Source organism: Microbacterium sp. zg-YB36 (genome assembly GCF_024623575.2).
Taxonomy (GTDB): Bacteria; Actinomycetota; Actinomycetes; order Actinomycetales; family Microbacteriaceae; genus Microbacterium.
In genome coordinates this window covers 92,742-107,724 of sequence record NZ_JANJFD020000003.1, presented here as the reverse complement: position 1 = coordinate 107,724, position 14,983 = coordinate 92,742, and the positions used below count along the sequence as shown (strand labels likewise).

Here is a 14,983-nt window from a genome sequence, read left to right as displayed (position 1 = left end):
GCGAGGGCGCCCCGCCGGGGAGGAATGGATGCCGCGCGGGTTACTTGGCAGCCAGTGCCGGCTGCTCCGCGATCGCGAAGAACAGCGGGTCGCCGTGGGCGATCGGGCCGGTCGCGGGCGTGCCGACCGTCGGGTACAGATCGGCGTTGGTCACCACGACCGGGGTCGTGAGGTCGTAACCGGCGGCGGCGATCGCGTCGAGGTCGAACTCCACGAGCAGGTCGCCCGCCTTGACCTCCTGGCCGCTGGTCACCTTGAGCGAGAAGTGCTGCCCGCCGAGCTTGACGGTGTCGATGCCGATGTGGATCAGCAGCTCCGCGCCGTCATCGTGGCGCAAGCCCACCGCGTGACCGGTCGGGAAGGCCGCGACCACGACCGCGTCGAACGGTGCGTACACGGCGCCCGAGCGAGGAATGACCGCGACGCCCTGACCGAGACCGCCCTCGGCGAATGCAGCGTCGGGCACCTGGGACAGCGGCACGGCGGTGCCGTCGAGGGGGCTCAGGACGGCGACATCCGTGCTCTCGGCGGGGATGACGGCATCCTCTTCGGGGTCCTTGAAACCGACGATCACGGTCAGCAGGAACGGCACGATGATCGCCACGCCCAGGCCGATTGCGAGCAGCACCATGCTGCCGTTGCCGAACAGCGCGGGCAGGGCCAGGCCCGACGGGACGACGAAGCTCGTGGAGAAGACGCCACCGGCGGACATCAGCGCGCCGCCGAGGACACCGCCGACGATGCCGAAGGCGAACGGGCGCTTGAGGGGCAGGTTGATGCCGTAGATCGCGGGCTCGGTGATGCCGGCGAGGAAGCCGGACAGCGTCGCGGGAGCTGCGAGGGACTTCAGACGCTTGTTGCGGGTGCGCACCCACACGCCGGCGACGGCTGCGGCCTGTGCGAGAACGGCCGCGAAGACGGGCGCGGTCAGCAGGATCTGTCCGGTCGTCTGGTACTCGAGGCTGAACAGCGGCACGAGGCCCCAGTGCAGGCCGAAGATCACGAACACCTGCCACAGGCCACCCATGAGGGCGCCACCGAGCCACGGCACGGTCGCGAAGACCCAGCCGATGCTGGTGCCGATCCAGCCGCTGAGGATGGCGGAGATGGGTCCGATGACGACGAACACGAGCGGCACCGCGATGAGCACGATGATCATCGGAGTGACGAACCGGCGCACGGCGCTGGGGAGCTTGGCGTAGAGGAACTTCTCGGCGTGGCTCTGCAGCCACACGACGATGATGATCGGGATCACGCTGGAGACGTAGTTGACCATCGTGAAGGGGATGCCGAAGAACGTCAGGTCCGCCGCACCCACCAGCGGCGTGATCGTGGGGTACAGCAGCGCCGCGGCGATCGCGAACGACGTGAATTCGGATGCCTTGAAGTAGCGGGCCGCCGTGAACGCCAGCGCGAGCGGCAGGAAGTTGATGAACGCGTCCGACAGTGCGTTGAGCACGGTGTAGGTCGACGTCGCGGTGTCGATCCAGCCGAAGGTGACGGCGGCGGCGAGGAAGGCCTTCAGCAGCCCGGTGCCGGCGAGGGCCCACAGCAGCGGGGTGAAGATCGCCGAGATCATCGAGATGAACCGGTTGAGCAGGTTCCCCCTCGGGGCATCCTGCGCGGGTGTCCCGCCGCCGCCGAGCTTCGAGATCTTGCCGAGCTCGGCGAACACCTCGGGCACGTCGTTGCCGATGACGACCTGGTACTGACCGCCGGCCTGAGCCGTCGTGATCACGCCGGGCGTGGCCTTGATCGCGGCGGTGTCGGCCTTGGCCTCGTCCTTCAGGACGAAGCGCAGCCGGGTGGCGCAGTGCACCACCGATTGCACATTCTGTTCCCCGCCGACGCCCTTGAGGACGCCCGCAGCGGTCTTTGAGTAGTCCATCGGACCGGCTCTCCTTCTGCCGCAGCTCTGCGGCATCCATTACTCGGGGAGGTCGACGGGGTGTTTCCGGGCAACAAAAAAACCTGAACTCGTTCACCGCCGATTCCGGCGATGTGAGCTCAGGTTTTGCCCGCTGACGCGGTAACAATCCGAAGACGTCCACAGGGCGTCACCGCCCTGCGTCGCTTACGGTAGCACGGGTGTCTGGGTGGGTCCAGGCGAGACGTGCTGGGCGAGACGCTCGACGTGCACGATCACGTACAGCAGTTCCTCGTCGGTCAGCTCCGACCCGGTCGCCTCGCGGACGTACCCCTTGACCCGCTCCGCGATCGCGAACGAGCGGGGATAGCTGTGCTTGGCGAACTCGAAGAACGACGTGTCGCTGCCCCGCAGCATCGACCGGGAGACCAGCCGCTGCAGCAGGAACTGCACGTGCAGGATGAACCGCGCGTAGTCGGGGCTCTCGACGTTCAGGTCGACGCCGAGCCCCGCCTCCACCGTCGCCACGACGTGCTGCACGCGGCGGAACAGCAGCGCTGCGGTGCCGTTGGGCTCATCGCGGGTCGCGTTGAGCAGGTGCATCGTGAGGAACACGGCCTCCTCGTCGGGGAGACGGGTCTCCAGCGCCGCGCTGATCGAAGCGGCCATGCGGGTGGCGGCGGCGAACTCCTGCGGATGCAGCACCCGTAGCTCCGGCATGGAAGTCGTGGGGATGCGGATCCCCTGAGCCAGCCGCTCCAGCACGAATTGGATGTGGTCGATCACAGCCACGGTGAGGTGCCGGCCGAGGTGGTGACCGAGCGACCGCTCCGCCTCGTCGACGGCGCGGGTGACCGCCTCGATCACGGGATACGGCACGTCGGAGAGGATCTGGCGCTCGCGTTCTCCGTCGGCTCCGCCGTCGAGCACGAAGGTCTTCTCAACCTTGGCCGGGTCGATGATGTCCTCGGGCTTCACCTGGAAACCCAGGCCGCGACCCATGAGGACCCGCTCGGTGCCGGCGGCATCCACCGTGATGACCACGTTGTTGTTGAGCACCTTGTGCGCGACTACGGCTTTCGCCGCGATCGGCTTCGGTTCGGTGCTCATGGCCAGATTCTAGACGGGGGGATTTTGCGGCACCCGAGTGTGCCGCGATGACCCGCGGGCGTAGGGTGTCGCCATGACGGTGAGGAGCCTGTTTCCGATCCTGCGCACCGCCGACCTGGCATCGCTGGTGACGTTCTACGAGCGGGCGTTCGGGGCCACCGTGACCTACCGCTTCGAGGACGTGTACGTCTCGCTCGCGGTCGGCGCCGGCGCGCTGGCGGTCGGCCTGGAGCCGCAGGTGGTGGCATCCGATCGCGTGGCGCTCTGGCTCTATGTCGACGACGTGGACGCGGCGTATCGGGCGGCGCTGGCTGCCGGCGGTACGTCGGTGGAGGTGCCGGCGGACATGCCGTGGGACGAGCGGGTCGCGCAGGTGCGCGATGTCGACGGCAACCCGCTGTACCTGGGCGCCCCCGCGGGCTGAGCCGGGTGGGGGTCAGGCCAGCGGCTTGCGCAGGAAGACCTGATCGGAGCCCTCGCCCGGTACGCGCTCGGACTCGCGGTAGCCCTCGCGCTCGTACAGGCGCAGATTCGCCTCACTGAGCGACCCGGTGAACAACTCCGCCGTCGTCGCGCCGACCTGTCGGCCGCGCTCCTCGACCGCCGCGAGCAGCTTCGTGCCGATGCCGCTGCCCTGCTGGTCCGGGGCGATCGCGAGCCTGCCGATCAGCAGCAGGTCACCATCGCGCCGCGCGCGCACCGCGCCGACGATGCGCGTACCGGCCAGGGCGACGCAGCCGAGGTTGGTCGCGAGCTCCGCGGTCAACTCGTCGAGCGTCTGGGTCAGCGGGGGCATGTCGGGGGCGCCGTAGATGATCGCTTCCTGCACGAATGCCGCCCGTTGCAGGGTCAGCACCTCACCGGCATCCTCGGGGCGGATGTCGCGGATCTCGATTCCGTCGTCACTCACCCCTCCACGCTAACGCCGCCGAACCGCGGATCGAGCATCCGTCCAGATGGCACGCGTACCCTGGAGGGATGACCGACTCTTCCCCCGTGCGCGCCACCAAACCGCGGCAGGTGCGTCCGACGACCGAGGGATGGTCGCAGCAGAAGGACGCCGAAGGCAGGCCGCTGCTGCAGTTCGCCAGCCCGAAGCGCGGCAAACCGCCGGTGCACCTGGCCGACCTCACGCCCGAACAGCGCGTCGAGAAGGTCAAGGAGCTCGGGATGCCGGGCTTCCGCGCCGCCCAGCTGGAGAAGCACTACTTCACGCACTTCACCGCCGACCCCGCACAGATGACGGACCTTCCGGCCGCCGGCCGCGAGGAGTTCGTACACGGCATGCTGCCGCCGCTGCTGACCGAGGTGCGTCGCCTCGAGACGGACAAGGGCGACACGATCAAGTTCCTGTGGAAGCTGCACGACGGCGCCTTGGTCGAGTCCGTCCTCATGCGCTACCCCGGCCGCATCACCCTGTGCGTGTCGAGCCAGGCCGGCTGCGGCATGAACTGCCCGTTCTGCGCCACCGGCCAGGCGGGCCTGACCCGCAACATGTCGGCCGCCGAGATCGTCGACCAGATCGTACGAGCGAACCGCCTCATCGCCGAGGGCGACCTGGGTGATCCCCGTAAGGTGGGCCACGAGGGTGAGCGCGTCACCAACATCGTCTTCATGGGCATGGGTGAGCCCCTGGCCAACTACAACCGCGTCATGCAGGCCGTGCGCACGATGGTCGACAAGAAGCACGGCATTGGAATGAGCGCCCGCGGCATCACCGTCTCGACGGTCGGTCTCGTGCCGGCGATCCGCAAGCTCGCCGAGGAGGACATCCCGGTCACGTTCGCGCTGTCGCTGCACGCCCCCGACGATCTGCTGCGCGACGAGCTCATCCCGGTGAACTCCCGCTGGAAGGTCGACGAGGCCCTCGACGCCGCCCGCAACTACTTCGACAAGACCGGCCGCCGCGTGTCGATCGAGTACGCCCTCATCAAGGACATGAACGACCACGCCTGGCGCGCGGACCTGCTCGCCGAAAAGCTCAACGCGCGCGGCCGTGGCTGGGTGCACGTCAACCCCATCCCGCTGAACCCGACCCCCGGCTCGATCTGGACCTCGTCCGACAAGGACGTGCAGGACGAGTTCGTGCGCCGGCTCAACGACGCCGGCGTGCCGACGACCCTCCGCGACACCCGCGGCAAGGAGATCGACGGTGCCTGCGGGCAGCTGGTGGCCACCGAAGACGACGAGCGCGCCGCCGAGGACGTCCCCGTCGAGGTCTGACGTACACCGCCGGCTGCGGGCTGTCTACTCCCGCACAGGCCTGCCTCGTCGGGGGGTAGCGTTCTCTGATGGTCAACTATCGCTATCTCGGCAACAGTGGGTTCAAGGTCTCGGAAATCACCTACGGCAACTGGGTCACCCACGCGTCGCAGGTCGAGAACGACGCCGCCATCGCCACGGTGCACAAGGCGCTCGATCTCGGGATCACGTCGTTCGACACCGCCGACACCTACGCCAACACCGCAGCCGAAGTGGTGCTCGGGGAAGCGCTGAAGGGGCAGTCGCGCGAGAGCCTCGAGATCTTCACGAAGGTCTACTTCCCGATCGGCCGCAAGGGTCCCAACGACCACGGGCTCAGCCGCAAGCACATCTTCGACGGCATCCACGGTTCGCTGCGACGCCTGGGCGTCGACTACGTCGACCTCTACCAGGCCCACCGCTACGACTACGAGACTCCGCTGGAAGAGACGATGCAGGCCTTCGCCGACATCGTGCGGCAGGGCAAGGCGCTGTACATCGGCGTCTCGGAGTGGACGGCCGAGCAGTTGCGGGAGGGCCACGCGCTGGCCAAGGACCTGGGCGTGCAGCTGGTGTCGAACCAGCCGCAGTACTCCGCGCTGTGGCGCGTGATCGAGGGCAAGGTCGTGCCGACCTCCCAGGAACTGGGCATCTCGCAGATCGTGTGGTCGCCGATGGCTCAGGGTGTGCTCAGCGGCAAGTACCTGCCGGGTCAGCCGGTGCCGCAGGGCTCGCGGGCGACCGATGAGAAGAGCGGCGCGAGCTTCGTCAAGCGCTTCCTCGACGACGACGTGCTCACCGCCGTGCAGAAGCTCAAGCCGGTTGCCGAGCAGGCGGGCCTCACCATGCCGCAGCTGGCGATCGCGTGGGTGCTGCAGAACCCGAACGTCGCCGCTGCGCTGGTGGGAGCATCGCGCCCCGAGCAGCTCGAGGACTCCGTCAAGGCCTCGGGCGTCACCCTCGACGCCGACACGATGACGGCGATCGACGACGCCCTCGCCGGTGTGGCCGAGACGGACCCCGCGGACACCTACGAGGTGTCGCCGAAGGCTCGCCTGACCTGATGAGCATCCACAGCGCCGGCCTCCTGCTCTACCGGCTCTCCGGCGCCGGGCCCGAAGTGCTGATCGCCCACATGGGAGGTCCGTTCTGGGCGAGCAAGGAGGCCGGTGCGTGGTCGATCCCCAAGGGTGAGTACGACCCCGACGCCGAATCGGCGCTGGATGCCGCGACGCGCGAGTTCCGTGAGGAGCTGGGGGTCGACCCGCCGGAGGGGCCGTATGCCGAACTCGGCACGTATCCGTACTCGTCGGGAAAACGCGTGACGGTGTTCGTCGCGGATGGCGGCGCGTTTGCGGCATCCGACTTCGTCTTCGGCGAGTTCGAGATGGAATGGCCCCCGCGGTCGGGCAAGACCGCCCGCTTCCCCGAGGTGGATCGCGCGGAATGGGTGGCGATGGATGCCGCGGCCCAGCGGCTCGTGAAGGGTCAGCGCCCCGCGCTCGAAGCGCTGGCGGAGCGCCTCGCCGACGCGGGGGCGTAGCGCCGACCGTGCGTCCCCGTCGATCTCGCCGTCATGCGGCGAGCTCCCGTCGCTTCATGAGCGTGAGCGATGCCGCCGCCCCGGCGACCGATGCAAGGATGAGCCACCACAGCCCCTTGACGTCGATCGTGTCGCCGCTGACGGCAGGCACGTCGGCGATCGGCGAGATGCTCACCACCCAGTCGGGCAGGCCGAAAAGTGCGCCGAACAGGCCCAGCACCACCCCCGCGAGCACCAGCGTCCAGCCCAGGCCGATCGTCCACCGGGGCGCGAGGACGAACACAAGCGCGGTGACGACGAGGTAGACCGAGGCGGCGGCGATCTGCCCGCCGCCGGACACCGCCGCGTCGCGCACGAGGTCGGTGCGGAAGGTCGGATCCGTCGCGGAGCCGGCTACCCCCAGCACGGCGCCGAGCACCCCGCTGGCGACGACGAGCACGACGCCGGCGAACGCCACGAGGAGGTAGTCGGCCAGCCAGCGCACGCGGCCGACGGGCGATGCGCGCACAGCTTCTGCCGTGCCGCGCGCCTCCTCCTGGCGGGCTCGACACACCGTTTGGACGGCCGCGCATGCTGCGAGCACGCCGACGATCAGGAAGAAGATGACCACCATGCCCTGTTGCAGGCTGCCGTTCTTCGACAGCGCGGCCATGACGGCCTCCACTGCGGGGATCTGGGTACCGACCCGATCGATGACCGAGGCGAGGCTGGTGGCCAGCAGCCCCGTCACCAGGCCACCGATGCACCAGCCGACGAGTGAGCTCCACGTGAGGCGCCACACCAGCCCCGTGGAGGAGGACAGCAGTGCTCGGGCCTCGACGCGGCCTGCCCGTTGCGGGATGAGGCTCTCACCGACATCCCGTGCCGACTGCAGCGCGACGGCAGCCGCGCCGAGCGCGACCGCCACGATGAGGCACAGTGCCAGCGGCCACGGCGCATCGTCGGCGAAGGGGCGGGTGTTCTCAGCCCAGCCGAACGGCGAAAGCCACGTCAACCACGAGCTGGTGATGCTCTGCAGGTCGTCGCTGGGCGTGCCGAGCGCATTGCCGACACCGCCGATCAGGAACGTGAGGAGGAGAACCCACACGGCAAGCGAATTGGCAGCCCGCGATGTGCGCAGCAGCTGGCCGGCGACCAGCCCCACGGCGAGGAACGACAACCCGACGGCGCCCGCAGCGGCCCCCGCGACGAGCGCACCGAGGGGCGGGAAGCCGGCGCCGAGGAACACGACGGCGACTACGAGCGCGAGTGCCGTGTCGGCCGCGGTGCCGTGCACGATGGTGGCTACGAGTGGCGCGATGCGGCCTGCGGGGGTGGCGCCTACGAGCTCCGCGCGGGCGGACTCCTCCTCCATCCGTGTGTGCCGCACCGCGAGAAAGGTGCTCATGAACGCTGCCATGAGCGCCAGGAACGGCAGGATCAGGAACAGCGTGAATGCCTCGCGGTCAGCGCCCGAGGGGAGTCCGCGGAACAGCAGGATGACCGGGTTGGCCATGACGGCGGCGAGTACCTCGGTGCGATCGCGCTGAGTGCCGTACGACTGCTCGGCCCCGCCGACCGCGGATGCCGCGAGTGCGGCCGTGCCCAGGATCCACAACAGCAGCTGCAGTCGGTCGCGCTGTAGCCGCTGGCGAAGCAGCGCGCTCATGAGGGCGGCTCGCGGGTGGGGGACGCATCGTCTCCGTAGTGCCGAAGGAACAGCTCTTCAAGCGACGGTGGGTTGACCCGCAGGCCGGTGACGTGCAGCGCCGCGAGCCGCGGCAGCACGCCGGATACGGCATCCGAATCCACCGTGAACCGCGCGCGACCGGCGTCGTAGGTGACGTCATGCGCGGCGGGGAGGACGGTGAGTGCATCCGCATTGGGGGCCTCGAACGACACCTCGGTGCGCGTCAGGTGTCGCATCGCTGCGAGCGTGCCCGACTCGACGACGGTGCCGGCACGGATGATCGAGACACGGTCGCACAGCAGCTCGACTTCGGAGAGGATGTGGCTGGACAGCAGCACAGTGGCTCCGGCGCCCCTGAGGTGCTGCACCTCGGTGCGGAACACCACCTCCATCAGCGGATCCAAGCCGCTGGTCGGCTCGTCCAGGATGTACAGGTCTGCAGGCACGGCGAATGCTGCGATGAGGGCGACCTTCTGCCGGTTGCCTTTGGAGTACGCGCGGCCCTTCTTGCGCGGGTCGAGCTGGAACGCCTCGAGCAGCCTGTCCCTGCCGGCACGGTAGGCGCGATCGCGGCGACGGGCGCCGCGCAGTCGAGCGAGGAAGTCGATCGATTCCCCGCCGGAGAGGTTCGGCCAGATGGCGACGTCGCCCGGCACGTAGGCGATTCGGGCGTTCAGGGCGACCGAGTCGCGCCACGGGTCGCCCCCGAGAACCGAGGCCGTTCCCGAGGTCTTGCGCGCAAGGCCCAGCAGGATGCGGATCGTGGTGGTCTTTCCGGCGCCGTTGGGCCCGAGGAAACCATGCACCTGACCGGCGTCGACGGTGAGGTCCAGCCCGTCGAGTGCCTTCACCTGGCCGTAGCGTTTCGTGAGCCGATGCGTCTGGACGACGGCGTTCATGGCGGACAAGCTACATCCGCTCCACTGCGGGAGGAATAGTGCCCACGGCGCGGGGCGGGTGGGACTTCGGCGGCGACCGTGCGCCGCAGTCGGTGTTCTTCCGCGCGGCCAGCGCCGTGCTGGGGATCACGGTGGGGGAGCAGGATCGCGCCGGCACGCGAGCGGGACAGCTTGAGGCGCTGCTCGCCGACGCGGGCTGTGGCGAGGTGCAGGGCGGGGAGCTCACGGTGCGGTCGACCTTCGCGAGCATCCAGGAGTGGTGGGAGCCCTACACCCTCGGCGTTTCGCCGGCCGGTGCGCTCGTGGCGTCGCTGGACGCGCCGACCCGCGCCCGGATCCTGGAGCGGGCTCGCGGGGAACTGGGGGCGGGGCCGGTCAGCGTCACGGCGACCGCGTGGGTCGCGGGCGGCCGGGCGTGACGGCCCTCTGTATACGCAATGGCCCCGTGTTGGGCTCGACTAGGCGCAAGGGTGCAGGTATGTATACACTGCTGGGATGGCTACCGACGGCGTGATCCAGGCGCGGGCGGGCGAACGCGCTTACGCGACGCTGCTCGAGGAGATCCAGTCCGGCGCGCTGCCGGCGGGAACCGTGCTCGGCGAAGTCGAGCAGGCCGCCCGGCTGGGCGTGAGCCGCACCCCGCTGCGCGAGGCCCTCCGGCGCCTGGCCGCCGACGGGCTCGTCGCGCAGCAGTCGCCGCGGGTCACCGTCGTCACCGCCGTGGAGCCCGACGACATCCGCGCCCTGTTCGAACTGCGTCGCGCGCTGGAGGAGACCGCCGCGGGCATCGCCGCCGAACGCGGCGACCGTGCCGTCTTCGCCGGCCTCGTCCGCGACTTCGCCGCCGTCGACCTCGTCGCCCCCGGCGGGGCGGATGCCTACTACGCGCTCATCGCGCGCTTCGACGCCGAGCTGGACGCCGCCGTCGCCAACGACTACTTCACCGCGACGCTGCGCACCACCCGCACCCACCTTGTGCGGGTGCGTCGGCTCGCGCGCGACAACCCCGACCGACTCGCGGCATCCGTCGCCGAGCACCGGCTGATCGCCGCCGCGATCGCCGAGGGCGACCGGGAGCTGGCCGCCCACGCCACCCACATCCACCTGCACAACGCACTCGAGAGCATTCTCGCCTCGCTCGACGACGGCCTCGCAGCACGGCATCCCGCGCTGTAGAGAAAGGACCCACCATGACCATCACGCACCACCTCCGCGTCCACCGCAGCGACGAGGACCTTCCCCGCGAGGGCCAGCTGGCCTGGCACATCGCCGAGGTCGCCGCCGACCCGGTCGCCGTCGACTCCGAGGTCGTCGACATGATCATCAACCGCATCATCGACAACGCCTCCGTCGCCGCGGCCTCCCTCACCCGCGCCCCCGTCAGCGCCGCCCGCCAGCAGGCCCTCGATCACGCCGTCTCGGTCGGCGGTGCCGGCGCAACCGTCTTCGGCTGCGCGCTCGAACGTCGTACCAGCCCGGAGTGGGCAGCATGGGCCAACGGGGTCGCGGTGCGCGAACTGGACTACCACGACACGTTCCTGGCCGCCGACTACTCCCACCCCGGCGACAACATCCCGCCGATCCTCGCCGTCGCCCAGCACGTCGGCGCCGACGGCGCGGCGCTGGTGCGCGGCATCGCGACCGGCTACGAGATCCAGATCGACCTGGTGCGGGCGATCTGCCTTCACAAGCACAAGATCGACCACGTCGCCCACCTCGGCCCCTCGGCCGCCGCCGGCATCGGCACCCTCCTCGGCCTGCCCGTCGAGACGATCTACCAGGCGGTCGGTCAGGCGCTGCACACCACCACCGCCACGCGGCAGTCGCGCAAGGGCGAGATCTCCACGTGGAAGGCCTATGCCCCCGCGTTCGCCGGCAAGCTGGCCGTCGAAGCGGTCGACCGCGCGATGCGCGGGCAGACCTCCCCGTCGCCGATCTACGAAGGCGAAGACGGCGTCGTGGCGTGGCTGCTCGACGGCAAGGATGCCGCCTACGACGTGCCGCTGCCCGGCGTCGGCGAGCCCAAGCGCGCGATCCTGGATTCGTACACGAAGGAGCATTCGGCCGAATACCAGGCGCAGGCCTGGATCGATCTGGCTCGCAAGCTCCACAGCGAGCACCCCGAGGTCGCCGACCCGGCCAACGTCGAGTCGATCGTGCTGCACACCTCGCACCACACGCACTACGTGATCGGCTCCGGCGCCAACGACCCGCAGAAGTACGACCCGACCGCGTCGCGCGAAACGCTGGACCACTCGATCCCGTACATCTTCGCCGTCGCGCTGCAGGACGGCGGCTGGCACCACGTCGACTCCTACGCCCCGGAGCGCGCCGCCCGCACCGACACCGTGGCCCTGTGGCAGAAGATCACCACGGCCGAGGACGCCGAGTGGACGCGCCGCTACCACTCCGACGACCCGAACGAAAAGGCCTTCGGCGGCCGCGTGGAGATCCGCCTGACCGACGGCACCGTGATCGAAGAGGAGATCGCCGTCGCCGATGCCCACCCGCTCGGTGCGCGTCCGTTCGCCCGCGAGGACTACATCCGCAAGTTCCGCCTGCTCGCGGTGCCCGTGCTCGAGCCGGAAGAGATCGAGCGGTTCCTCGACCTCGTGCAGCGACTGCCCGAACTCGGTGCCGACGAGGTGCGCGAGCTGTCGATCGTCGCCAAGCCTGGCCTGCTGCTGGCCGCGCCCGCCCCGAAGGGGCTGTTCTGATGCTGTACTCCGCTGTCTCCGCCGCCGAGAAGCGGCGGGTGCTGCGCGAGCGACTCGCCTCCGGGGAGCTGCTGCGCTTCCCCGGGGCGTTCAATCCGCTCTCGGCGCGCCTGATCCAGCAGAAGGGCTTCGAGGGCGTCTACATCTCCGGTGCCGTGCTCAGCGCCGACCTGGGGCTGCCCGACATCGGGCTGACGACCCTCACCGAGGTCGCCGGCCGCGGGCAGCAGATCGCGCGCATGACCGACCTGCCCGCCATCATCGACGCCGACACCGGGTTCGGCGAGCCGATGAACGTGGCCCGCACGATCCAGACCCTCGAGGATGCCGGCATCGCCGGGGCCCACATCGAGGACCAGGTCAACCCGAAGCGCTGCGGGCACCTCGACGGCAAGGCAGTCGTCGACCAGGACACCGCCGTCAAGCGCATCCGCGCCGCCGCCGACGCCCGCCGCGACCCGAACTTCCTCATCATGGCGCGCACCGACATCCGCGCCGTCGAGGGGCTGGATGCCGCGATCGACCGCGCCAAGGCGCTCGTGGATGCCGGGGCGGACGCGATCTTCCCCGAGGCGATGCGCACCCTGGAAGAGTTCGAGGCCGTCCGCGGCGCCGTGGACGTGCCGATCCTGGCCAACATGACCGAGTTCGGCAAGAGCGAGCTGTTCTCCGTCGACCAGCTGCGCGATGTGGGAGTGAATATCGTGATCTGGCCGGTGTCGCTGCTGCGCATCGCGATGGGCGCGGCGGGGCGGGCACTGGATACGCTGACCGCAGAGGGGCACCTCACCGGCAAGCTGGACGAGATGCAGCACCGCGCCGACCTGTACGACCTGCTCGACTACGAGGCATACAACCACTTCGACACGAACGTCTTCACCTTCGAGATCCGGAAATGAGCACCCCATGAGCGACGACATCAAAAAGGGACTGGCCGGCGTCATCGCCGACGTCACGGCCGTCTCCAAGGTCAACCCCGACACCAACAGCCTGCTGTACCGCGGCTACCCGGTACAGGAGCTGGCCGCGACCCAGCCATTCGAGGCGGTGGCCTACCTGCTGTGGACCGGTGAACTGCCCGATGAGGCGCAGCTGGCCGAGCTGCGCGAGACCGAACGCGCCCACCGCGTGCTGCGCGAGGACGTCAAGGCCGCGATCGACCTCGTGCCGCTGGACGCGCACCCGATGGACGAGGTGCGCACCGCCGTCAGCCTGCTGGGCGCGGTGGATCTGGCCGGCACCGGCTCGGTGCTCGATGCCAGCGGCAACGCCGAGGACAACCTCGCCCGCAGCATCCGCCTGTTCGCCGCCCTCCCCGCCATCGTCGCGTACGGCCAGCGCCGCCGCCGGGGGCTGGAGCCGGTGGCGTCGCGGGACGATCTGGACTACGCCGCGAACTTCCTGTGGCTCACCTTCGGGGAAGAGGCCGACCCGGTCGTCATCGACGCGTTCAACCGCTCGATGATCATGTACGCCGAGCACTCCTTCAACGCGTCCACCTTCACCGCACGGGTGATCGCCTCGACTCTCAGTGACCTGTACTCCGCCGTCGTCGGTGCGATCGGGGCACTGAAGGGCCCGCTGCACGGCGGCGCGAACGAGGCCGTGCTGCACATCTTCGACGAGATCGGGGCGGCCGAGAACGTGACGGCCTGGCTCGACGAGGCGCTCGCGAGCAAGCGCAAGATCATGGGCTTCGGCCACCGCGTCTACAAACGAGGCGACTCGCGCGTGCCTACGATGAAGGCCGCGCTGGACGAGCTCGTCGTCTTCTACGACCGCCCCGACATCGCCGCGCTCTACGACGCGCTGGAGTCGGAGTTCGTGGCGCGCAAGGGCATCTACCCGAACCTGGACTACCCGTCCGGTCCGGCGTACAACCTGATGGGGTTCGACACGATCACCTTCACGCCGCTTTTCGTTGCGGCCCGAGTGACAGGGTGGACCGCGCACATCAGCGAGCAGCTGGCATCCAACGCCCTCATCCGACCGCTGTCGCTGTACACCGGTCCCGATGAGCGGCACATCGACGGCTATGTGGCCGACACCGCGACGCTGCAGGTGGCGGAGCGCCCGGAGGAAGCGGCCGACTGAACCGGCGCGTCATCCGTGTGCTTTCGGATTGTATAGAGTCGATCCACGCCTGAGGAGAGTCAATGAAGATCGTCGTGCTGGTCAAAGAAGTCCCGGACACCTATGGTGACCGCAAGCTGAACCCGGAGACGGGTTTGGCCGATCGAGGTGCGAGCGAGCGTGTGCTCGACGAGATCGGGGAGCGGTCCCTCGAGGTGGCGCTGAGCTATGCCGACGCCCACCCCGGCACGGAGGTGGTGGTGCTGTCGATGGCACCGGAGGCTTCGGCTGCGACGATCCGCAAGGGACTCGCGATGGGCGCCGGATCCGCCGCGCAGGTCGTCGATGAGGCACTCGCCGGCGCCGACCTGGGGCTGACGGCAGAGACCTTGGCCGCGGCGATCAAGCGCACCGGCTTCGACCTCGTGATCACCGGTAACCAGTCCACCGACGGCTCCGGCGGCGTGATCGGCGCGATGATCGCGGAGCACCTCGGCGTGCCGCACGCGACGGCCCTCGCGGCGGTCGAGATCGGCGAGACGTCGGTGTCGGGAACCCGGGTGACCGATGCCGGCAACGCGCGCGTCACCGCGCCGCTGCCCGCCGTGATCGCGATCACCGAGGCGCTGCCCGACGCGCGATTCCCGAACTTCAAGGGCATCATGGCGGCCAAGAAGAAGCCGTTCGAGACCCTGTCGCTCGCCGACCTCGAGGTGGATGCCGGTGTGGACACCGTCGCACGGTCGATCATGACCGCCGTCAGTGAGAAGCCGCCGCGTTCGGCGGGCGTGAAGATCATCGACGAGGGCGACGGTGGCGAGAGGCTCGCCGCGTTCCTCATCGAAAACCGGCTGGCGTGAGGGG

Annotated in this window: 15 protein-coding genes; 10 read left to right on the top strand and 5 right to left on the bottom strand. The window is 69.4% G+C overall.

Going from position 1 to position 14,983, the window contains the following annotated elements; translation table 11 throughout:
• Nucleotides 1-40: 40 nt before the first annotated feature.
• A complete protein-coding gene (locus tag NQ151_RS09775; protein ID WP_257527960.1) occupies nucleotides 41-1,888 on the bottom strand; it encodes a beta-glucoside-specific PTS transporter subunit IIABC in 1,848 nt (615 codons plus the stop codon).
• Nucleotides 1,889-2,074: 186 nt separating this feature from the next.
• Nucleotides 2,075-2,977: a PRD domain-containing protein gene (locus NQ151_RS09770; RefSeq protein WP_257507512.1), complete on the bottom strand. Its 903-nt coding sequence runs from the start codon at nucleotides 2,975-2,977 to the stop codon at nucleotides 2,075-2,077.
• A 73-nt stretch (nucleotides 2,978-3,050) separates the two neighbouring features.
• On the opposite strand from NQ151_RS09770, the gene NQ151_RS09765 reads away from it, so the two are divergent.
• Nucleotides 3,051-3,401, top strand: coding sequence for a VOC family protein (locus NQ151_RS09765; protein WP_257507513.1), 351 nt, complete (start codon nucleotides 3,051-3,053; stop codon nucleotides 3,399-3,401).
• A gap of 12 nt (nucleotides 3,402-3,413) precedes the next feature.
• Here the strand turns inward: NQ151_RS09765 and NQ151_RS09760 are convergent, their stop codons facing one another.
• Nucleotides 3,414-3,887: a GNAT family N-acetyltransferase gene (locus NQ151_RS09760; protein ID WP_257527959.1), complete on the bottom strand. Its 474-nt coding sequence runs from the start codon at nucleotides 3,885-3,887 to the stop codon at nucleotides 3,414-3,416.
• A gap of 68 nt (nucleotides 3,888-3,955) precedes the next feature.
• On the opposite strand from NQ151_RS09760, the gene rlmN reads away from it, so the two are divergent.
• The 3 genes from rlmN to NQ151_RS09745 all read left to right on the top strand — a co-directional run bounded on the left by rlmN (nucleotide 3,956) and on the right by NQ151_RS09745 (nucleotide 6,761).
• On the top strand, nucleotides 3,956-5,200 hold the full coding sequence (rlmN, locus tag NQ151_RS09755) for a dual-specificity RNA methyltransferase RlmN (protein WP_257527958.1): 1,245 nt from the start codon (nucleotides 3,956-3,958) through the stop codon (nucleotides 5,198-5,200).
• 68 nt (nucleotides 5,201-5,268) lie between these two features.
• Entirely contained in the window at nucleotides 5,269-6,282 is a 1,014-nt protein-coding gene (locus NQ151_RS09750) for an aldo/keto reductase family protein (RefSeq protein ID WP_257527957.1), read from the top strand.
• Nucleotides 6,282-6,761 (top strand): NUDIX hydrolase, encoded by a 480-nt coding sequence (locus NQ151_RS09745; RefSeq protein WP_257507517.1) that lies wholly within the window; start codon nucleotides 6,282-6,284, stop codon nucleotides 6,759-6,761. Before NQ151_RS09750 ends, NQ151_RS09745 begins: the two co-directional genes overlap by 1 nt.
• A gap of 31 nt (nucleotides 6,762-6,792) precedes the next feature.
• Here NQ151_RS09745 and NQ151_RS09740 read toward each other — a convergent pair whose 3' ends face one another.
• Together NQ151_RS09740 and NQ151_RS09735 are read right to left on the bottom strand one after the other, a co-directional pair.
• The gene (locus NQ151_RS09740) at nucleotides 6,793-8,409 is read right to left on the bottom strand and encodes an ABC transporter permease (RefSeq protein ID WP_257527956.1); all 1,617 of its coding nucleotides are present in this window, start codon (nucleotides 8,407-8,409) and stop codon (nucleotides 6,793-6,795) included.
• Nucleotides 8,406-9,329, bottom strand: a complete 924-nt coding sequence (locus NQ151_RS09735) for an ABC transporter ATP-binding protein (RefSeq protein ID WP_257527955.1) — start codon at nucleotides 9,327-9,329, stop codon at nucleotides 8,406-8,408. The genes NQ151_RS09740 and NQ151_RS09735 overlap by 4 nt, the downstream gene beginning before the upstream one ends.
• A gap of 38 nt (nucleotides 9,330-9,367) precedes the next feature.
• Here NQ151_RS09735 and NQ151_RS09730 point away from each other — a divergent pair, with 38 nt between their 5' ends.
• The 6 genes from NQ151_RS09730 (at nucleotide 9,368) to NQ151_RS09705 (ending at nucleotide 14,979) form a co-directional block, all read left to right on the top strand.
• Nucleotides 9,368-9,748 (top strand): hypothetical protein, encoded by a 381-nt coding sequence (locus tag NQ151_RS09730; protein WP_257527954.1) that lies wholly within the window; start codon nucleotides 9,368-9,370, stop codon nucleotides 9,746-9,748.
• 76 nt (nucleotides 9,749-9,824) lie between these two features.
• Nucleotides 9,825-10,505, top strand: a complete 681-nt coding sequence (locus NQ151_RS09725; protein ID WP_257527953.1) for a GntR family transcriptional regulator — start codon at nucleotides 9,825-9,827, stop codon at nucleotides 10,503-10,505.
• 14 nt (nucleotides 10,506-10,519) lie between these two features.
• On the top strand, nucleotides 10,520-12,046 hold the full coding sequence (locus NQ151_RS09720; protein WP_257527952.1) for an MmgE/PrpD family protein: 1,527 nt from the start codon (nucleotides 10,520-10,522) through the stop codon (nucleotides 12,044-12,046).
• Nucleotides 12,046-12,945, top strand: a complete 900-nt coding sequence (prpB, locus tag NQ151_RS09715) for a methylisocitrate lyase (RefSeq protein ID WP_257507523.1) — start codon at nucleotides 12,046-12,048, stop codon at nucleotides 12,943-12,945. Before NQ151_RS09720 ends, prpB begins: the two co-directional genes overlap by 1 nt.
• A 7-nt stretch (nucleotides 12,946-12,952) precedes the next feature.
• Entirely contained in the window at nucleotides 12,953-14,140 is a 1,188-nt protein-coding gene (locus NQ151_RS09710) for a bifunctional 2-methylcitrate synthase/citrate synthase (RefSeq protein WP_257527951.1), read from the top strand.
• Between the two features lie 62 nt (nucleotides 14,141-14,202).
• Nucleotides 14,203-14,979 (top strand): electron transfer flavoprotein subunit beta/FixA family protein, encoded by a 777-nt coding sequence (locus tag NQ151_RS09705; protein WP_257527950.1) that lies wholly within the window; start codon nucleotides 14,203-14,205, stop codon nucleotides 14,977-14,979.
• The last annotated feature ends 4 nt before the right edge of the window (nucleotides 14,980-14,983 follow it).